At 44.4% G+C, this 17560-nt stretch carries 21 protein-coding genes; 11 read left to right on the top strand and 10 right to left on the bottom strand.

Annotated features, from left to right (window positions below; all coding sequences use genetic code 11):
• Positions 1–33: 33 nt before the first annotated feature.
• Both G6R11_RS00655 and G6R11_RS00650 read left to right on the top strand, forming a co-directional pair.
• Positions 34–1860: an MrcB family domain-containing protein gene (locus G6R11_RS00655; RefSeq protein ID WP_163130345.1), complete on the top strand. Its 1827-nt coding sequence runs from the start codon at positions 34–36 to the stop codon at positions 1858–1860.
• Between the two features lie 15 nt (positions 1861–1875).
• A complete protein-coding gene (locus G6R11_RS00650) occupies positions 1876–4215 on the top strand; it encodes a DUF2357 domain-containing protein (protein ID WP_163130342.1) in 2340 nt (779 codons plus the stop codon).
• Positions 4216–4395: 180 nt separating this feature from the next.
• Here the strand turns inward: G6R11_RS00650 and G6R11_RS00645 are convergent, their stop codons facing one another.
• From G6R11_RS00645 to G6R11_RS00630, 4 genes are all read right to left on the bottom strand, one after another.
• The gene (locus G6R11_RS00645) at positions 4396–4791 is read right to left on the bottom strand and encodes a hypothetical protein (RefSeq protein ID WP_163130339.1); all 396 of its coding nucleotides are present in this window, start codon (positions 4789–4791) and stop codon (positions 4396–4398) included.
• A 760-nt stretch (positions 4792–5551) separates the two neighbouring features.
• Positions 5552–5956 carry a DUF86 domain-containing protein gene (locus G6R11_RS00640; protein ID WP_163130336.1) on the bottom strand — a complete coding sequence of 135 codons (405 nt, stop codon included), beginning with the start codon at positions 5954–5956 and terminating at the stop codon, positions 5552–5554.
• On the bottom strand, positions 5949–6341 hold the full coding sequence (locus G6R11_RS00635; RefSeq protein WP_163130334.1) for a nucleotidyltransferase domain-containing protein: 393 nt from the start codon (positions 6339–6341) through the stop codon (positions 5949–5951). The genes G6R11_RS00640 and G6R11_RS00635 overlap by 8 nt, the downstream gene beginning before the upstream one ends.
• A gap of 6 nt (positions 6342–6347) precedes the next feature.
• Positions 6348–7208 carry a YicC/YloC family endoribonuclease gene (locus G6R11_RS00630; protein ID WP_163130331.1) on the bottom strand — a complete coding sequence of 287 codons (861 nt, stop codon included), beginning with the start codon at positions 7206–7208 and terminating at the stop codon, positions 6348–6350.
• 126 nt (positions 7209–7334) lie between these two features.
• Between G6R11_RS00630 and rph the strand changes: the two genes are divergently transcribed.
• The 3 genes from rph to G6R11_RS00615 all read left to right on the top strand — a co-directional run bounded on the left by rph (position 7335) and on the right by G6R11_RS00615 (position 9481).
• Entirely contained in the window at positions 7335–8051 is a 717-nt protein-coding gene (rph, locus tag G6R11_RS00625) for a ribonuclease PH (RefSeq protein WP_163130328.1), read from the top strand.
• A 13-nt stretch (positions 8052–8064) separates the two neighbouring features.
• Positions 8065–8709: an orotate phosphoribosyltransferase gene (gene pyrE / locus G6R11_RS00620; protein ID WP_163130325.1), complete on the top strand. Its 645-nt coding sequence runs from the start codon at positions 8065–8067 to the stop codon at positions 8707–8709.
• A gap of 181 nt (positions 8710–8890) precedes the next feature.
• The gene (locus tag G6R11_RS00615; RefSeq protein WP_163130322.1) at positions 8891–9481 is read left to right on the top strand and encodes a hypothetical protein; all 591 of its coding nucleotides are present in this window, start codon (positions 8891–8893) and stop codon (positions 9479–9481) included.
• A gap of 67 nt (positions 9482–9548) precedes the next feature.
• On the opposite strand, the gene G6R11_RS00610 is transcribed toward G6R11_RS00615, so the two are convergent.
• Positions 9549–10217, bottom strand: coding sequence for a potassium channel family protein (locus tag G6R11_RS00610; RefSeq protein WP_163130319.1), 669 nt, complete (start codon positions 10215–10217; stop codon positions 9549–9551).
• Between the two features lie 216 nt (positions 10218–10433).
• Between G6R11_RS00610 and G6R11_RS00605 the strand changes: the two genes are divergently transcribed.
• Positions 10434–10889, top strand: a complete 456-nt coding sequence (locus G6R11_RS00605) for a hypothetical protein (RefSeq protein WP_163130318.1) — start codon at positions 10434–10436, stop codon at positions 10887–10889.
• Between the two features lie 64 nt (positions 10890–10953).
• Here the strand turns inward: G6R11_RS00605 and mscS are convergent, their stop codons facing one another.
• The 4 genes from mscS to coaBC form a co-directional block, all read right to left on the bottom strand.
• A complete protein-coding gene (gene mscS, locus G6R11_RS00600) occupies positions 10954–11784 on the bottom strand; it encodes a small-conductance mechanosensitive channel MscS (protein ID WP_163130316.1) in 831 nt (276 codons plus the stop codon).
• Between the two features lie 127 nt (positions 11785–11911).
• Entirely contained in the window at positions 11912–12505 is a 594-nt protein-coding gene (slmA, locus tag G6R11_RS00595; protein WP_016400155.1) for a nucleoid occlusion factor SlmA, read from the bottom strand.
• Positions 12506–12556: 51 nt separating this feature from the next.
• Complete coding sequence (gene dut, locus G6R11_RS00590; protein WP_163130314.1) at positions 12557–13012, bottom strand: dUTP diphosphatase; 456 nt, start codon at positions 13010–13012, stop codon at positions 12557–12559.
• Between the two features lie 14 nt (positions 13013–13026).
• Entirely contained in the window at positions 13027–14232 is a 1206-nt protein-coding gene (coaBC, locus tag G6R11_RS00585) for a bifunctional phosphopantothenoylcysteine decarboxylase/phosphopantothenate--cysteine ligase CoaBC (RefSeq protein ID WP_205472521.1), read from the bottom strand.
• Positions 14233–14359: 127 nt separating this feature from the next.
• Between coaBC and radC the strand changes: the two genes are divergently transcribed.
• From radC to mutM, 5 genes are all read left to right on the top strand, one after another.
• Positions 14360–15034 carry a DNA repair protein RadC gene (gene radC, locus G6R11_RS00580; protein WP_163130312.1) on the top strand — a complete coding sequence of 225 codons (675 nt, stop codon included), beginning with the start codon at positions 14360–14362 and terminating at the stop codon, positions 15032–15034.
• A gap of 133 nt (positions 15035–15167) precedes the next feature.
• Positions 15168–15404: a 50S ribosomal protein L28 gene (gene rpmB, locus G6R11_RS00575; protein WP_016400150.1), complete on the top strand. Its 237-nt coding sequence runs from the start codon at positions 15168–15170 to the stop codon at positions 15402–15404.
• 23 nt (positions 15405–15427) lie between these two features.
• Positions 15428–15583, top strand: coding sequence for a 50S ribosomal protein L33 (gene rpmG, locus G6R11_RS00570; protein ID WP_343212515.1), 156 nt, complete (start codon positions 15428–15430; stop codon positions 15581–15583).
• Positions 15584–15720: 137 nt separating this feature from the next.
• Positions 15721–16188 carry a hypothetical protein gene (locus G6R11_RS00565; RefSeq protein WP_163130310.1) on the top strand — a complete coding sequence of 156 codons (468 nt, stop codon included), beginning with the start codon at positions 15721–15723 and terminating at the stop codon, positions 16186–16188.
• Complete coding sequence (gene mutM, locus G6R11_RS00560) at positions 16181–16993, top strand: bifunctional DNA-formamidopyrimidine glycosylase/DNA-(apurinic or apyrimidinic site) lyase (RefSeq protein WP_163130307.1); 813 nt, start codon at positions 16181–16183, stop codon at positions 16991–16993. The genes G6R11_RS00565 and mutM overlap by 8 nt, the downstream gene beginning before the upstream one ends.
• A 5-nt stretch (positions 16994–16998) precedes the next feature.
• On the opposite strand, the gene coaD is transcribed toward mutM, so the two are convergent.
• On the bottom strand, positions 16999–17481 hold the full coding sequence (gene coaD / locus G6R11_RS00555) for a pantetheine-phosphate adenylyltransferase (protein ID WP_163130304.1): 483 nt from the start codon (positions 17479–17481) through the stop codon (positions 16999–17001).
• Positions 17482–17560: the final 79 nt, after the last annotated feature.

The raw sequence follows: 17560 nt of genomic DNA, 5'->3' as shown, positions 1-17560 counted from the left end.
CAAAAATTCTTGGTCTTAGTATAAAGGATACGTATGAGTTTAAGACAACTTTTAACAGAAATAGCAGGTGGCTGGAAACAAGCTAAAAAAGAGCAGTTTACTGGTCATCCAATAGCTACTTTACTAAGGCAAGATTTAATTAAAGCAATAGAAAACAAACTGCCATCTCCAACTGACTATTTAATAAAAGCGAGTGCTGGGGCAGGAAATTGGGCAGACGTGCCTTGGTTGTCGATCCTCAATCCGTCCATAACAGAGTCAACACAGTCCGGTATTTATCCAGTTTATTTGTTCCGTTCAGATGGCAGTGGTGTTTATCTCTCTTTGGGCTTTGGAACTACGGAGCTTAAGAGGCAATATGGAACAGCTCTAGCAAGGCAGAAAGCGGAGGAGTTGCGCAATAGCATAAGGGAGTTAGATAATCGACTTGATGATTGGGATCAGAAAGTTGAATTGCGATCTAATACGACATTAGGCCAATCCTATGAGTGGGCTTCAGCTGGAGCAAAATTTTATCCTTTAGAAAATATGCCCGATGAAAATACTCTTACATCGGACCTAATAGAATTATTAGAAATATATGCGGATGTAAATTTAGAGACTAATCAGAATTCAATGCCAGCAATAAGTAACGCACAGCTTTTGTCCAAGCCCTTCCTTCTTCTCGCAGGCATCTCAGGCACAGGTAAAACCCGTTTTGTGCGTGAACAAGCGAAAACCTCAAAGCAGTTTGTTGAAACTTATTGTTTAACCGCGGTACGCCCCGACTGGCATGAACCGAGTGATTTGTTGGGGTATATTTCGCGCTTAAATGGCGCTGCCGAATACATCACCACTGATGTGTTGGATTTTATCGCCAAAGCTTGGCGCGCCATTTTAGATAGCGGGCTAAATGTTGAAGTTCAAGATAGCGAAGATCTAGGAGAGCGTTTAGTAGTAACAGGTGAACGTGATGCGCTTGAGCAGGTGTTGCCTTACTGGCTGTGCTTAGATGAAATGAACCTTGCACCCGTTGAGCAGTATTTTGCCGATTACTTGTCGGTGCTTGAAACCCGCGAATGGCGTTGGACAGATGACAGCTTTACCTACAGCAGTGATGCTTTATTAAAACCCGCCACCATTAAAGAAGTCGCTGATAAAGAAAAACTACGCGAAGCGCTAGGCTTTGATGATGCGAAATACGACGAGCTATGGGCACATATTTGCCAATATGGTTTAGGTATTCCGTTTAACCTGCTAGTTGCGGGTACGGTGAATATGGATGAAACCACCCACGGCTTTTCGCGTAAGGTGATTGATCGCGCTTTGAGCTTTGATTTTGGTGAATTTTTCCCAAATAACATTGATGAATTTTTTGTTGCTAAATCAGAGCCCAAAAAACTCAGCTTTCCCATTTATAGCCACGCTAAGCTTGAGCAGTTTTCACCGATTACAGCAGATCCCAATGCTGAAAAAACCACTGTGTTTTTTAAAGTCATTAACGCAGTGTTGCAAGGTTCGCCGTTTGAATTGGCGTTTCGTGCTTTTAACGAACTGTGTTTGGCGGTAATTAGTTTTGCGCCCGAAACAGATGAACATTTAGTCGCAGTTTTTGATGACTTTTTAATGTGTAAGGTGCTGCCACGTATTGAAGGTGATGAAGATAAGCTCACTACACTTAAAGGTGAAGAATTACTGCAACAGCTAGAAACCGTATTAAGCCAAGAACTACACAGTATTTGGGATAGCGAGCGCTTAGATTTATTGCGTGAAAATATAAACAGCGATGATAAAGCGCTTAAGGTGCCATGTCGCTCTAAAGCCAAATTACAGAGCATGCAGGCTAAGCTAGATAGTGGCTTTACATCATTCTGGCCATAAGGGTGCAGTAGGACAATGACTGTGACTAGCCCCCGTAAACGCGCGACTATAAAATTAGAGCACCAAGATTTTACTGTTTATGTAAGTTGCGATGATATTGATAGCCCACTAAAAAAGCTGTCGCACACCTATGAGCAACGTAATGTTGCCCAGCCCACGGGCGTGCCGATTGCCGTTTGCGCTGCCAGCAACGTTGACACATTTGATGGTGGCTCGCCGCTAGATAAGCCCTTCTTTTTTGAGAATCGCCAATATTGGTTTGAAATTGAGTTTAATGAGCAGGTGACGAAAAGCTCTGCGGTTGTTAATCATAAGCATCGGCTAATAGAAGGGGCTTTTCACCTAAACCGCACAGGCAATGCGCTTCAAGCAGCGCTCAATTTTGGTAATGATGTAGGCCGTTGTGGTTTTACGGTGGAATACCTGATCGATGGCAAGCTTTGCTCGGCTAATATAAATTTTACTATTTTTGCGACTAAGATGGTGATGGAGCAAGACCTTGCTCTGATAAATCAAGCTATTGATAGTGTTTACCCCCTATGGCGCTACAGTTTAATAAGTAAAACCAGTCAGCAGGTTACTAAATCAAATCGAAGCCCTGAGAAGTTTGAACTGTTTTGGTTAGCTCAGTTTGAAAGATTGGTAACCGAACTAGAGCGTGGCGTTAAGCAGATCATTAACTCTCCTCATAACCGCTTACAGTCATTTACTAAGCAGCAAAAGCTAGATCGTATCAGTAAGCCACAAAAGCCAAGACAAATTGAAAAAGCGCAGCAACTCATTGCGAGTAGTATTAGTAACCCACGTATTAGTGTTAATTATAAAAAACTCCATATAGATACTCCTGAAAACCGTTTTATAAAAATGGTGATTAATCGTATTGCTGATAACTTAAAAGGCTTGATCACTGCGGTTGCCGCTAACGAAAAAACAAAGGTTTCAGATTCATTTATAAATCAGCTCAAAACGTGGCAAAAAGTATTCAGTAAGATGGCAAAGCAACAGCTTTGGCGAGAAGTTGGCGATTTTAGTGGTCTGAATAGTGATTCTAAGGTGCTACAACAAGGGACTGGTTACGCGAAGGTTTACAAAGTGTGGCAGCAATTAAAGCATTATCTGAATCAGGCTGGTGGCCATGCTGATATTTCGATTAAATCAGTGGCAGAACTCTACGAAATTTGGTGTTTTGTTAGGGTGATGGAGGTTATTAAAAGTCTAGGTTTTGAAGAGAAAAAACGAGAACTAACTAAGTTAAAACAAGTGCAGTTTGAGAAACAGTTTAATAAAGATGGAATGGCTGCCGCTTTTGTCTTCGAACGTGATGACGGTATGATTGTTAAGCTGGCTCATGAACCCACTTTTTCACCACATAGTGACGCTGAAAATCGTACTTGGATTGCCAAACAGCGCCCTGACATTGTGCTTCAGGTTACGTTGGCAAATAAGGAATCTTTTTTTATCTTATTTGATGCTAAATATCGAATAGATAACTACCAAATTGATGGGCAAGACGCAGTACCAGAAGACGCAATCAATCAGATGCACCGCTACCGTGATGCAATTATTCATCAGCAACAATTGGATAATGACAAACCGATAAAAAGTCGCCCAGTTATGGGAGCGTTTGCTTTGTATCCTGGCTTTAGTGACCAAGCTAATTGTGCAAACCCTTATCAAGACGCCATCGAACAAATAGGTATTGGCGCTTTTTCATTATTGCCAACTGATACAGAGCAAGTTAGCCATTGCTTGTGGTTGCAAAACTACCTTGAACAAAAGCTGGGCGCAGGCTTAGCGAGGAGTTCGAGTTTAAGTGATGACTACTATTTTGTAGAGGATGCAACGCGAATTGCTCCTTATGGGGGGAGCAGTGTTCGCTATAATGGCTTAACGATGGTGGCGCCGATAAACGAGATTGATCGCGATACTGCTTATTTAGACGACGCAAGAAATGGAAAGCTAAAGGGGTATCACACTCAGCTGTTGGCGACTAATCGACAAAATATTCACCGTAATATTGTACGTGAAATTAGATACCTGATTGTAACAGTAAGAGAAAGCTTGGCAGATACCACCCAAATGGGGAGATATTTGTATCGAGTGAGCAGTGTTAAATTACTTCCTAGGCATAGCATTGACGATAAAATGACAGGTAAGGTGAGTAGCGACGATAAGCTGTTCTGGTTATTTGAGTTTGTCGGCGAGCCAACTTTACTTACACGTTCAATAGTTAAACCTTACGAAGAGCACTTTTATTTTAAACTCACCAAAGTAGAGCTTTTACCTACTATTGGGCATTGGGATGAAATATCTGGCAACAGCCAAGTTTATGCGGAATTTGATAAAGCATGGTGATTTTCCTTGGCTTTACTTACAACTTAGCTTTCATGTACTGAGGCGTTAAAGTTATTTTTTAACTATAAATATGCAGGGCTCGCTGTAGCCTTCTCAATGTCTCTAGGCGTTTTGTCTACCCTTTGGTGGTGCTAGACATTCTCCGCTTCAGTTGAGCAGCAATGTTATTAAAATGACACACTATGCATGTATGGTAAGCGGTGATACTTCTCCTCGGTGGTCAATATCCATCTCACATCCACTTTTTGATCTGATGTTGCGTGAGCCGTCTAACAGAATGGTTTTAATGCATCCGCCTGGGTAGACAACTGCAGTTGAGTTATCGTCTCCAATATAAACTCCGGGACGTCTATCGAATTTGACTTCGGATTTGGGCTTAGGCTCAGGGTGGTCTTCTCGAGGATCCACCTTAACTATTTCTATAGACTGTTGTTCAGAGAGCTTACGTATTGCTCTTGTGTAAACATTGTCGATTGAGTTGGCCAAAGTTGCTAAGGCCTCTTTAAATTGACCAAGTTGGCGATACAGTTCTGCGCGCAATTCCGTTTCGTTTTCGATGCCAGAGTGCTCAAGCATTGTCAGTAGTGCCCGCATGTTATCTATACGCGGAGCACTAAATTGAGTGTAAGGCTTATTGCGATAATCAGTATTGCTTTCTCGCCACAACCATAGCCTAAAGCTGAGCTCATTTCCTATGTATAACTTTGGCGATTCGAGGGCTTTGAAAGCGTCGGTTAAAGAAGCTTCATCCCAAATCGTTTGGATTACGGAGTCCTGCGATTGTAGAGCTTCTTCCTCTGTTAGCTTAAGGTTATCTGTTTGCTCAAAGACGCATTTGCAGTGTTCACAGCAAAGATAGGCATAGTCACGAAATGCTTCATTGGTGACGCCTCCATCGGACCAGTGTTCTTCCAAATGAAAATCTAAGCACGTCCAGAAACACTTCGCTAAAACAGAAACTCTTTTACAGTGCGGGCAGCTAAGGTATTCATCTGTTCGGATTAAGGTCATAGAATCACTTCTTTATATATATTGTTAGTACACCATGAAGCGAGTCAAGAGCATATGACAACTCTCTCATTATTGGAGCTTGTTGAACGAGAGAGTACTTGCGCATTTTTTTATTTATTGGGGCAGTTAGATTTTTGTGCACACGAACCTTAATAGAAAGGGCCTGAGTGTGAGGGCCCCACGAAATTATTCATGCTTTCCTGTTTCGCTTTCAATTGGGCTAGTGCTTAGTGTTTATAGTGTATAGAAAGCTTGATGCTAGAGCTTTTTATTTAATTTTAACAGCAAGCCCTAGCAAGCTTTGATTTCCCAACTCATATGGCTTTTAAAGCTGCTTAATGTGCTCACAAAAGTCGCTGAAATCTCCCAAGCGATGTTCAACTACGTGGATGACTATGTCGAGGTTTAGCGTTTGGTAGTCATGAACGGCTATGTTGCGTAGCCCCACCATTTTTTGCAAACTTTCTGATAGCGGCAACGGCAATAAACCAGCTCTTGCTAATAGCGCAAAGCTGTCTCGGCTATTTTGGGGAATGCCTGTCTGTTGTTGCTTATTGATGATGTTGGCTAAATCTATACATGCTTCGCAGGCGCGTTGCAGGTTTAAGACTACCGAGTCTTGCCGCGTGTAGTCTTGCTTAAAGTTGTTACCCGCTTCTTGGTATACCTTTGCAATACGTTGCAAGCAACGTTCTACGGTAACAAGCTTATTGATTATGGGGTCATTCATTGTGGTAAGCCTTAAGGATGTCTGCTCGCTCTTGATTAAGCTTTTGATACATTGCCATTACTTGCATCTCGAAGCGTGTTTTCTCGGCTTCTTCTCCCCAGAGTAGCTTCCCTTTATAAATGATCTGGTGCTGCAATACGGTAGAGGCCGAGAGTAAATCTACAAGGTCTACATCTGACCCAAGTTTTATGGCAAGTTCTTCTTGCAGATCAAAGCGTTGAATAGGGTCGAGTTTTTGGGGTAACAATAGCGCGAGGTCGATGTCACTTTGCGCCGTAGCGCTATTGTTAGCTTGGGAGCCAAATAGATATAACAAACGCGTTTGCGGTAAGGCGGTTAATACTAACTTGCTTAGCGCTTGATGCTCTGTTGAATTTGGCTCCATGGCTGCTTATTCCAAATTCTGAATTTGTTCGCGCATTTGCTCGATTAACACCTTAAGCTCTACTGCGGCTTGGGTTATCTCGGCGTTAATTGATTTAGACGCTAGGGTATTTGCTTCGCGGTTAAACTCTTGCATCATAAAGTCTAAGCGTCGGCCACAGGCGCCGCCTTTTTTGATGATTTTTCGGGTCTCTGTTACGTGTGAGTCGAGGCGATCTAGCTCTTCGGCTACGTCAATTTTTTGCGCTACCATAATCATTTCTTGTTCGATGCGCTGTGGGTCTAGTTCGTCAATTACGTCGGCTAGGCGGGTTTTTAAACGCTCGCGTTGCCATTCCATAACGGCTGGCATTTGCTCGCGTACAAAGGCAACTTGCTCGGTAGTTTTATCGAGGCGGGTGGTAATCATTACCGCTGTATTGGCCCCTTCGCTGGCGCGGCTTTCGATAAATGCCGTTAGGGCTTCTTGCCAGCCGGCTAATAACTCTTTGCTAATGGCGTCGGCGTCTTGCTCTGGGGTTTCCATTACGCCTGGCCAGCGCAATATGTCTGCTGGGTTTATTTGCCCGCCTGCTTGCTGTTGTACCCATTCAGCATTTTTAATTAGCTGTTCGGCTAGTGCTTGGTTTAGTTGCAGTTCGCCGCGATTGGCTTGGTCGGCTTCGAAACGCAGGTTACATTCAACTTTACCGCGTTGCAGGGCCTTGCGGATTTTGTCACGCAGTACTGGCTCTAGGGAGCGAAACTGTTCTGGCATGCGCCAGTAGGTTTCTAGGTAACGTTGGTTTACGCTGCGAATTTCCCATGTTGCACTGCCCCAATCGCCTTTAATTTGGTGGCGTGCGTAGCCTGTCATGCTGTGGATCATAGTTGAATGCCCTTAATAAATTTGCTCGATTATAGCGGCTATTGCTTGCTTAGTCAGTCTAGGCGTGACCAAGTGCGATAAAAGCCTATATAATAGCCGCGAATTTTAAATTACAGGGTTATTACCATGCGTCCGAACGGAAGAGCTGTTGAACAAATGCGTCCAATTACTATTACTCGAAACTACACGGCGCACGCCGAGGGTTCTGTTTTGGTCGAGTTTGGCGATACTAAAGTGCTATGTAATGCCTCGGTAGACGATGGTGTACCACGCTTCTTAAAAGGTAAAGGCCAAGGCTGGATTACTGCTGAATATGGTATGTTGCCGCGTTCTACCCATAGCCGTATGGGCCGTGAAGCCGCTCGTGGTAAGCAAAGTGGTCGTACTCAAGAAATCCAACGTTTAATTGGTCGCTCATTACGTGCTGCGGTTGATTTAGAAGCTCTTGGCGAATACACCATTGTAGTGGATTGTGATGTGATTCAAGCAGACGGCGGTACTCGTACTGCGGCTATTACCGGTGCTTGTGTTGCGCTGCAAGACGCCATTTGGTGGATGATAGAGCAGAAGAAATTAAAAGTTAGCCCGCTTAAACAGCTTATTGCTGCTGTATCGGTAGGTGTTGTAGGCGGTGACGTAGTTTGTGACCTTGAGTACACCGAAGACAGCGTAGCTGAAACCGACATGAACGTTGTAATGTGTGAAGACGGCAACATGATTGAAGTACAAGGCACCGCAGAAGGCGCACCGTTTAGCCACGAAGAACTATTAGAAATGCTAGCCTTTGCTAAAGAGGGTATTAGCCAAATTAACGCTGCCCAGCGCGAAGCCCTAGCTAAGTAATTGAGAGAGAAAGATGAAAGCTTATCAACGTGAGTTTATTGAATTTGCTTTAGCCAAAGGCGTATTAAAGTTTGGCGAATTTACCTTAAAGTCTGGCCGTACTAGCCCATACTTTTTTAATGCTGGCTTGTTTAACACTGGCCGAGATTTAAATCGCTTAGGTAAGTTTTACGCAGCGGCTTTGCAAGATTCAAATATTGATTATGACTTGGTATTTGGCCCGGCCTACAAAGGTATTCCTATTGCTACCACTACTGTGGTTGCTTTAGATGAGCACCACGGCAAAGACGTACCTTACTGCTTTAACCGTAAAGAAGCGAAAACTCACGGTGAAGGTGGCAGCTTGGTAGGTTCTGAGTTAGCTGGCAAAGTAATGTTGGTGGACGACGTAATTACTGCCGGTACAGCGATTCGTGAGTCAATGGACATTATTAATGCCCATAACGCGGAATTAGCCGGTGTGCTTATTGCCTTAGATCGCCAAGAAAAAGGCAAAGGTGAGTTGTCGGCGATTCAGGAAGTTGAGCGCGATTACAGTGCTACGGTTATCTCTATTGTTAAGTTGGCTGATTTAATCACTTACTTAGAAGAGCAAGGTGATAATCAAACTGCTTTAGCCGCAGTGAGCGCTTACCGCGAGCAATACGGTATCGCTTAGCATTTATAATATCTAAACCTAAGGCGACTTGATTAAGTCGCCTTTTTTATTGCCAAAATACGCTAATTGTCAATAACCATATTGATGCTTTTGTTTTTAGAGGGTAGAGTTGCGAGGCGTGGGGTTTAACAGCCCGTATCTATGGAAATTTGCATGTAATTCAGAGAACTAAGGAAGTCTCATGTCTGTTGAAATCAATGCCACCAACAATCAAATCTCGATTCTCGTTTCTAATGCTTTAACCGCAATAAAAAACCGCAACACAGACGCTCAGTGGGAGCAAAAGGTTAAAAACGTTGCCGATAAATTAGCGCATTTAAGTAAAACCATTAAAAGCTCAAAAAGTAATGCTCAGCACTTTGGCAACGCTCAACAAAATCAGGCTGCACCGGAGCATCGTTTTAGTGCCAAGCAATCAACTAATGCCAAGGTTGCAAATATGGATGGCTTAGAAACCGCGGTGAATCAGGCGATGAAAAAAATTGGCAAGCAGCTAAAGGATGAGTCCATTAAATCTCCCTTTAAAGATAAGAAAAGTTACGAACTGGTGGATATGCTGGCGGGTGAAGTAAGCTCTTATGAAAAACTACTGAGCTCTTTAGATGGCCTGGCAAAAAGTGCCATTAGCACAACTAGTACGAGCAATGCAGTGGTGATTAAAAACGCCAGCTCCCATCTAAAAACCCAAGGTGTAAACGGCCCCAGCATACTGATGCTGGCAGCTTTATCGTTGCGCGTGATAGCTATGATGTTGGCGTCTAAGCAAAAGTAATTCGACATCTTGTGAAGCAATAAGCAAACCTGCCAGTATTTGCAGCAGGTTTGCCTCAAATTTAGAGTTAGCCTTCGCGCTCTGAAAGACGTGCACCCACCAAGCTTGCCACTAATATTGCCATGTAAAATTGGCCAAACACCGCCTCGCTAAAAGTGAAGAAGCGAGTGATGGGCGTATTGGGAGTAATTTCGCCGTACCCTAATGTGGTTAGCGTAACAAAGCTGAAGTAGATGAAATCGGTCATTTGGGTGCTCCAATGTTCTTTGGGCACGCCGTTAAAGGCTTCGTTTAACCAGAAGTTGAGAATGGTGTACAAGTGCGCCCAACCAAGACCAATCAGCAAAAAAATGCAGATGGCACCAATGATTTTGTTGGTGTCTATGTCGCCAGTAAATAACACCTGTTTTAACGCTGTCCAGGTCGTTAATACCAAGTAACAGAACACAATGGTAAGGTATAAACTCACTAAACCTTCCGCTTCAAACCAATAGCTAAAAACAGCCAGTACTGTGGTGGTGAGCAAGAAGCCGATGCCGGTGACATACCAAAGGCGCTTGCCCTTGGCTTGCCATACACCTGCAGCGAGCACCAGTACCATGGCGATTTGTAAAAACCTAAAGCCATCTCCCTGCCAGAACTCGTCTAAACAAGCGGCTAAAAAGATGTAACCCACCAAGGCAATGGTAAGAAAGTAGAAGTTGTTCTTTTCGCTCCAATCCATGAGCTTTTTCATGTAGCCAACCTATATCAATGGTTTAGTTAATAATTTAGCAAATTTGTGAGTTTACTGCTTACTAATTCTTTGTCGATAAAAGCTTGCGGCAGCTCGCAACAATGTAGTTTGTTAGGTGCTCGTTTTGATATAAATCAAGCCAAGATTGCTTAGTTGAAACAGATGAAAAGCTAGCTTCTACACTGAAATTATCACCAGTTACACGGGAGAGCTGATATGCGATTTAATCAACTAAAACTGCTGCTGGAGCACTTTGTATCCTGCCGCGAAGCAATGATGGCCCTATATCGGCGCTTGGAAATAAACAGTGATGCTGAGCGAGTGCGCATGTTGCTTGCCTACCTACAGCATCAAGAGAAGGAAAATGCCGCGCATTTGCAGGAGTTTATTAGCCAGGCTAAACCGGAGTTATTAGATACCTGGACCGACATTCGGGTGGAGCAAGACTTGCTAGACTACATGGTCAAGCTGAGTAAACCGGCCGATATTAGCAGTGATGATGTTAGCAATTTGGCCTTAGAACTTAGTGAGCAATCTTTAAGTTTATTGCGCTTAGCCAAAGATGAGTTAACCATGTTAGGGGCTCGACAATTTTTAGCTAACTTGATTGAGCACCAAGAAAAGCGTCAACAACAAATGGTTCATGCTACTCATCGCTTAGATGATATTTAGCCAGTTGTCAGGCACAAAAAAGCACAGCCAAGGCTGTGCTTTTAGTTGGTATAAAGGCCGGTGACTAGCTGGCTACTTTATCCAAGTGAACATCCATTTGTGGGAATGGAATTTCGATGCCGGCATTATCTAGAGCCACTTTGATGTTTTCGTTTAAATCAAAGTAAGCACCCCAGTAATCTGCGCTATTTACCCAAGGGCGAACCACTAGGTTCACAGAGCTGTCGGCTAATTCGCTTACACCAATAGTGATGTCTGGATCTTTTAATACGCGAGAATCTGCTTCACATACTTCGCGTAGTATTGCTTTAGTTTTCGCTAAATCGGCGTTGTAGCTTACACCGACTACCAAATCTATACGGCGAGTTGGATGGGTAGAATAGTTAACAATGTTGCCGCCTAATACCGAGCCATTTGGCACCACAATTTGCTTGTTGTCTGGTGTTTTTAACACGGTAGTGAAGATTTGCACTGATGCTACCGAGCCAGCAGTACCCGCAATTTCTACAAAATCACCCGCTTTAAATGGACGGAAGCCAATAATAAGTACGCCTGCAGCAAAGTTAGAGAGAGAGCCTTGTAAGGCTAAACCAACCGCTAAGCCTGCAGCACCAATAATCGCTACAAACGATGCGGTTTGAATGCCGATACGTGATAGCGCAGCAATAATTACAAAGGCAATGATGATGTATTTCACCATTGAGCCAACAAAGTGGCTAATGGTTGAGTCAAGCTTACGGGCGTTCATTAGTTTTTCTACGCTTGACGCTAATACGCGCGCTACGATCATACCAACAAACAAAATGGCAATGGCAGCAGCAATGTTGATTGCATACTGCATTAGTAGGTCTTGGTTGTTCTCAAACCAACTGGTACCTTCGGTAAATACGTCCATGTGTTACGCCTTGTTATGGGGTGAAATTAGCTACAAATTTAGCAGCTTTTTTAATACAAACAAGTGTCTAGATTTTTTACAGAAAGACTTAAGGCCTGCCGAGGGATTTAGCAGGCCTTTTAGGTGCTTAGCTTTGCACTAGCTGCTGCTTTAAAAAGCCCCAGTGAGTATCAAATTGTGCGGTAGGTTCTAACTTAAATTCACTGCGTACGTATTGGCTAATGCGCCCTTCGGTGTAGGCCAATAACAAAGTGGCGAGGCTGTTCTCTTCAATTAAAAAGCCTTGCCCTTCACGTAGCCTGCGCTCACGTAATACTTGTTTAAGTTGTACTTCAATTTTGTCGAACAAAATGCTGACTCTGGCACGCAAGCGCTCGTGCTCACCCTGCAAGGCATCGCCGGTTAGTATGCGGCTTAAGCCTGGGTTGCGCTCGGCAAAACCCAGTAACAGCATGAGTATGTGCTGACAGCGGTTTAAGGTATCTTTTTGTTCTTCTTGAATCAGGTTAATGCGCGACAGCAAGGTTTCTTCAATGAACTCAATTAAGCCTTCAAACATGCGAGCTTTACTAGGAAAGTGACGATACAGAGCGGCCTCTGATACGCCTACTTCTTTAGCAAGGCTCGCTGTGGTGATGCGCTGTCCGTGGCTGGTTTCTAACATGCGCGCGAGCGCCTGTAGAATTTGTTCGCGGCGATTGCTTTTTGGTTTTCCCGCCATTGTTATGGTAATCCTTTTTATTAGTCTATTAGCGTACTACTTGAGAACCGTTTACTTTGTGCCGGAATGGCCAAATCCACCTTCACCACGCTGGCTTGCGGCAAAGTCTTCTACAATCTCGAAGCTGGCTTGCACCACGGGTACAAATACCAGTTGGGCAATGCGCTCGCCGGGCTCGATAGTAAAAGTGCTTTGTCCGCGATTCCAGCACGACACCATTAATTGTCCTTGGTAGTCGGAGTCGATAAGTCCAACTAGGTTACCCAGTACAATGCCGTGCTTATGGCCAAGGCCAGAGCGCGGTAAAATGGTGGCAGCAAGAGTAGAATCGGCAATGTGAATCGCTAAGCCGGTAGGAATTAGCTCGGTTTGGCCCGGCGCTAATGTTATGGCTTGGTCTAAGCAGGCGCGTAAATCCATGCCTGCTGAGCCTGGTGTCGCGTATTCTGGCATTGGAAAAGTAGTGCCAATTCTTTGGTCTAGTATTTTTAGTGCTATTTGTTTCATTTTTTGTTTTTTAATTATTGTGCAGCGTACTGCTTGGCAATTAATGCCATGAGTTGTTGTGCCAGTTCTGATTTATCAGCGAGGTCTAATTGCTGATGGCCAGTTGGCCAAAATACCGACAGGGCATTTTGTTCACTATTAAAGCCTTGTTCGGGCTTTGATACGTCGTTGGCGGCGATCATGTCTAGGTTTTTTCGCGCCATTTTATCTTGTGCGTAATGTGCTACGTCTTGCGTTTCTGCAGCAAAACCCACGGTAAAGGGTTTATTCGCTAAACCAGCAATGGTGGCTACAATATCTGGATTTTTTACCAAACGTAACTGCATTTCATCGCTGTCATCGGTTTTCTTGATTTTTTGCTCGGCAACATCAGCTACGCGGTAATCGGCGACTGCCGCACAGGCGATAAAAATGTTGCAGCTTGCTACGTGCTCTAGTGCAGCGTCGAGCATTTCTTGGGCGGTGTTTACCGCCACCTTAGTTACGCCAGCTGGCGTTGTTAAGTTCACTGGGCCCGATATTACAGTTACGTTAGCACCAAGCTGCTCGGCAGCATTGGCCAGCGCAAAGCCCATTTTACCCGAGCTGTGATTGCTTATATAACGCACTGGATCAATCGCTTCGCGAGTAGGACCGGCACTTATCATTACATTTACGCCTTTTAGCAAAGGCGCTTTAGGAGCAAATAATTCATTAATGTGGGCTAGCAATTGAGCTGGCTCTAGCATTCTGCCCGGGCCTACATCGCCACAGGCTTGTTCACCTTGGGCTGGGCCCCAAATATGCACTTGGCGTTGCTTAAGCAGGCTTAAATTGGCTTGAGTGGCAGGTGCTTGGTACATTTGCTGATTCATTGCTGGTGCTATGGCAATGGGCGCGGCTGTGGCAAGCATTAAGGTGCTAACTAATTCGTCGGCCAAACCGTGAGTAAATTTAGCAATGCTATTGGCGGTAGCGGGCGCCATTAATACTAAGTCTGGCCATTTAGCGTAGGCGATGTGACCCATGGATGCTTCTTGAGCAGGGTCGACCACTTCTAAACCTACAGGCTCTCCAGAGACTGCTTGCAGCGTTAAGGGTGTAATAAAGTGGGTGGCGTGTTTGGTCATTACCACTTTTACTTCTGCGCCTTGCTCTTTTAGGCGACGCACCAACTCTGGCATTTTATATGCCGCAATCCCGCCTGTAATCGCGAGTAGAATCTTCTTTCCCGTTAACATGCTGATACCGCTTCGATAATCTCAGTTTGATATCGGCAAGCCTATCACAAAACTTAAGATCTCCGCATACACAAGCAAGCAGTTTCGACTACGCTTGATTTTATTGATTCATTAGTTATTAGAATGTATGGCAATTTGTGATTGGCCGGCCGAACAGCGGCCAAGAGAAAAGCTACTAAATAGTGGTGCCCAAAGTTTAAGTGATGCCGAATTGCTGGCGATTTTTTTGCGGGTAGGCTGTGCCGGATTAGATGCAGTGAGTTTAGCCCAGCACTTATTAGCCCAATTTGGTTCCTTGCGCGCGGTATTGGCCGCCGATCATCAACAGTTTTGTGCTGAAAAAGGTTTGGGTAGCGCTAAATTCGCACAATTACATGCCTCAATTGAAATGAGTCGACGTTATTTGCTGGCCGATATAAGTGAAAATAGTGTCTTAGATAGCGCCGAATCGGCAAAAAACTACCTTTCTATGGAATTATCTCACCAACAACGCGAAGTATTTGCAATATTGCTATTGGATAATCAGCATCGAGTGTTACAATTCGCGCCGCTATTTTTCGGAACGATTGATGCCGCCAGTGTTTATCCACGGGTGGTGGTACAGCGAGTATTAGAAAAAAATGCTGCTGCAGTAATATTTGCCCATAATCACCCCTCGGGTGTGGCAGAGCCAAGTTTGGCTGATAAGCAAATTACTACCAAATTAATCAAGGCCTTAGCGCTGATTGATGTGCGAGTTTTAGACCATGTTGTCGTCGGCTGTGGAGAGACTGTGTCTTTCGCCGAGCGCGGTTGGATCTGATCTTTGTTCAATTTTTAGTTGATCTAGGGTTCTATTTCCTGTATAAAATGCGGCCTTTCTGTCGTCCCGGGCGACGGCCTAACGGGGCATGAACAGATGCTCGAGCAGAAGTACATATTTGGAGAAGACTGACATGTCTAGAGTATGCCAAGTTACTGGTAAGAAACCAGCTGTTGGTAACAACGTATCGCACGCAAAAAACCGCACTCGTCGTCGTTTTTTGCCTAACCTTCAATCTCACCGTTTTTGGGTTGAGACTGAGAAACGTTTTGTTAAATTACGCGTATCTACTAAAGGTATGCGCATCATCGACAAAAAAGGTATCGACGCTGTTTTAGCTGAGATGCGTGGTCGTGGTGAGAAGGTATAAGGAGCTAAAAAATGGCTAAAGGTATTCGCGAAAAAATTCGTTTGAACTCATCAGCTGGCACTGGTCACTTCTACACCACTGATAAGAACAAACGTAACATGCCTGAGAAAATGGAAATCAAAAAATTTGATCCTGTTGTTCGTCAGCACGTTATGTACAAAGAAGGCAAAATCAAATAGATTTTGGCTTTGATGTAAAGAAGCTCAGCTTAGGCTGGGCTTTTTTTTGCCTGTTTTTTAGTGGTAACACCAATGTTGTGCCCTTTACTCGCCAAAGACTTCCCGCTTATGATGCTCCTAATTAAAGGAGAATCTCGATGAAAATGAGCCGCAGAGGCTGGAATAACATCATCATATTTGCTGTTGCCTCGATGATTTTGATTTTCAAATACGTTGAAATGAATGAGCAAGCTGCCCCAAACGAGCAAATGGCCGTTGGCCAGTTATTGCCGCAGGGAGCGACTATTTTACGTATTGAGCTGCCCGATGTAGTGATAGAGCGAGTTGGTACTCAATGGCGCAGTGAGCCGCCTCTAGAACGCCCGGTTGCACTTATTGATGCATGGTTGCATATTCATCTTGAACCTTGGCAGAACGCTATAGGTGGCGCTGCGAGTAGCCAAACCATACTGGTTTACTTAGCAAATTCTGCAACGCCCTTAGAACTCACCTTATTTAGCCTTAATCAACAGTATTGGATAACCAACTGGCAAGGCCAATTATTAAAAGTAGATAGCGACAGCTACCACGCCCTTTTCCCAACTGTGAGCGCTTCCGATGCCTGAGTTACCCGAGGTAGAAACCAGCCGCCGCGGCATTAGTCCGCACATCAATAATCAAGTGATTAGCAAAATTGTGGTTCGCCAAGCTAAGTTGCGTTGGCCGGTGCCAGAGTTGATCCAGTGCTGTGTGGGTTTAGCTATTTTGTCGGTAACGCGGCGGGCTAAGTATTTACTGTTGGAAACCGAGGCCGGCCATATTCTAATTCACTTAGGTATGTCTGGCAGCTTACGGATTGTTGAGCAAGGTCTAGCAGCCGAAAAGCATGATCATGTAGATATTGAATTGGCTAACGGTAAAGTACTTAGGTTAAATGACCCACGCCGTTTTGGCTGTGTTTTGTTTAGTCAGCTACCGATTGAGCAGCATAATTTACTGGTTAACTTGGGGCCAGAGCCCTTGCACGATGAGTTCTCAGCTAAGTATTTAATTGAACAAGCCAGCAAGCGCAGTGTGGCGGTTAAGCAGTTTATTATGGATAACAAAGTGGTGGTGGGCGTAGGTAACATTTATGCCAACGAGGCTTTGTTTAGAACTGGCATCCACCCTAAACGTGCTGCCAACAAAGTAAGCAAAGTGCGCCTAGAGCTGCTTACCGACAACATCAAACAAGTATTGGCGGAAGCTATAGAACAAGGCGGCACCAGCCTTAAAGATTTTACCAATGCCGATGGCAAGCCAGGCTATTTTAAGCAAACCTTAGCGGTATATGGCCGAGAAGGCGAAGCTTGTGATACTTGCGGGGAGTTGATTAAGGCATTACGCATTGGCCAGCGCAATACCTTCTTTTGTCCGCATTGTCAGCGCTAGCTCTTTTATTTAGCGAGCTTTTCGCTGACGGCTTGGGCAACATGTGGTGCAACAAAACGCTCTATTTCACCGCCATGCTTTGCTACTTCTTTAATTAGGGTGGAGGAAATAAAACTTACCCCCTCGCCTGGCGTTAGAAATACACTTTCTAGGTTGGGATCCAGCTGGCGGTTCATATCGGCCAGTTGCATCTCATATTCAAAGTCGGAACCGGTGCGCAGTCCACGCAACAATACGTTGGCATTTTGTTGTTTAGCTAAATCTACCAATAGGCCGGTAAAACCAATCACTTCAATATTGGTATTGGCACTAATGGCTTGTTCCAGCAACTTAACCCGCTCTTCTAAGCTAAACAAAGGTTGTTTACTAGGGCTAGCGGCAACCGCCACAATTACGGTGTCGAACATGCGAGCCGCGCGTTGGATTAAATCGCTATGGCCGTTGGTCACTGGATCAAAGGTGCCAGGATAAATTACCCGAGTTGTCATGTAGCTATGCCAAAAATTAATGTTAGCTGGATTATAACCTCAGCTTTCAGAAGATACAGGTATTCGCGATAAATCCTGT

This window comes from Agarivorans sp. Alg241-V36, assembly GCF_900537085.1.
Taxonomy (GTDB): Bacteria; Pseudomonadota; Gammaproteobacteria; order Enterobacterales; family Celerinatantimonadaceae; genus Agarivorans.
Note: the sequence above shows the minus strand (reverse complement) of the source record. Positions and strands in the feature narration are given on the sequence as shown.

Excerpts from the sequence above, each read along its gene's own strand:
- G6R11_RS00655 (WP_163130345.1), top strand. The coding sequence starts at position 34 with ATGAGTTTAAGACAACTTTTAACAGAAATAGCAGGTGGCTGGAAACAA.
- G6R11_RS00650 (WP_163130342.1), top strand. The coding sequence starts at position 1,876 with ATGACTGTGACTAGCCCCCGTAAACGCGCGACTATAAAATTAGAGCAC.
- G6R11_RS00645 (WP_163130339.1), bottom strand. The coding sequence starts at position 4,791 with ATGCTTGAGCACTCTGGCATCGAAAACGAAACGGAATTGCGCGCAGAA.
- G6R11_RS00640 (WP_163130336.1), bottom strand. The coding sequence starts at position 5,956 with ATGAATGACCCCATAATCAATAAGCTTGTTACCGTAGAACGTTGCTTG.
- G6R11_RS00635 (WP_163130334.1), bottom strand. The coding sequence starts at position 6,341 with ATGGAGCCAAATTCAACAGAGCATCAAGCGCTAAGCAAGTTAGTATTA.
- G6R11_RS00630 (WP_163130331.1), bottom strand. The coding sequence starts at position 7,208 with ATGATCCACAGCATGACAGGCTACGCACGCCACCAAATTAAAGGCGAT.
- rph (WP_163130328.1), top strand. The coding sequence starts at position 7,335 with ATGCGTCCGAACGGAAGAGCTGTTGAACAAATGCGTCCAATTACTATT.
- pyrE (WP_163130325.1), top strand. The coding sequence starts at position 8,065 with ATGAAAGCTTATCAACGTGAGTTTATTGAATTTGCTTTAGCCAAAGGC.
- G6R11_RS00615 (WP_163130322.1), top strand. The coding sequence starts at position 8,891 with ATGTCTGTTGAAATCAATGCCACCAACAATCAAATCTCGATTCTCGTT.
- G6R11_RS00610 (WP_163130319.1), bottom strand. The coding sequence starts at position 10,217 with ATGAAAAAGCTCATGGATTGGAGCGAAAAGAACAACTTCTACTTTCTT.
- G6R11_RS00605 (WP_163130318.1), top strand. The coding sequence starts at position 10,434 with ATGCGATTTAATCAACTAAAACTGCTGCTGGAGCACTTTGTATCCTGC.
- mscS (WP_163130316.1), bottom strand. The coding sequence starts at position 11,784 with ATGGACGTATTTACCGAAGGTACCAGTTGGTTTGAGAACAACCAAGAC.
- slmA (WP_016400155.1), bottom strand. The coding sequence starts at position 12,505 with ATGGCGGGAAAACCAAAAAGCAATCGCCGCGAACAAATTCTACAGGCG.
- dut (WP_163130314.1), bottom strand. The coding sequence starts at position 13,012 with ATGAAACAAATAGCACTAAAAATACTAGACCAAAGAATTGGCACTACT.
- coaBC (WP_205472521.1), bottom strand. The coding sequence starts at position 14,232 with ATGTTAACGGGAAAGAAGATTCTACTCGCGATTACAGGCGGGATTGCG.
- radC (WP_163130312.1), top strand. The coding sequence starts at position 14,360 with ATGGCAATTTGTGATTGGCCGGCCGAACAGCGGCCAAGAGAAAAGCTA.
- rpmB (WP_016400150.1), top strand. The coding sequence starts at position 15,168 with ATGTCTAGAGTATGCCAAGTTACTGGTAAGAAACCAGCTGTTGGTAAC.
- G6R11_RS00565 (WP_163130310.1), top strand. The coding sequence starts at position 15,721 with ATGAAAATGAGCCGCAGAGGCTGGAATAACATCATCATATTTGCTGTT.
- mutM (WP_163130307.1), top strand. The coding sequence starts at position 16,181 with ATGCCTGAGTTACCCGAGGTAGAAACCAGCCGCCGCGGCATTAGTCCG.
- coaD (WP_163130304.1), bottom strand. The coding sequence starts at position 17,481 with ATGACAACTCGGGTAATTTATCCTGGCACCTTTGATCCAGTGACCAAC.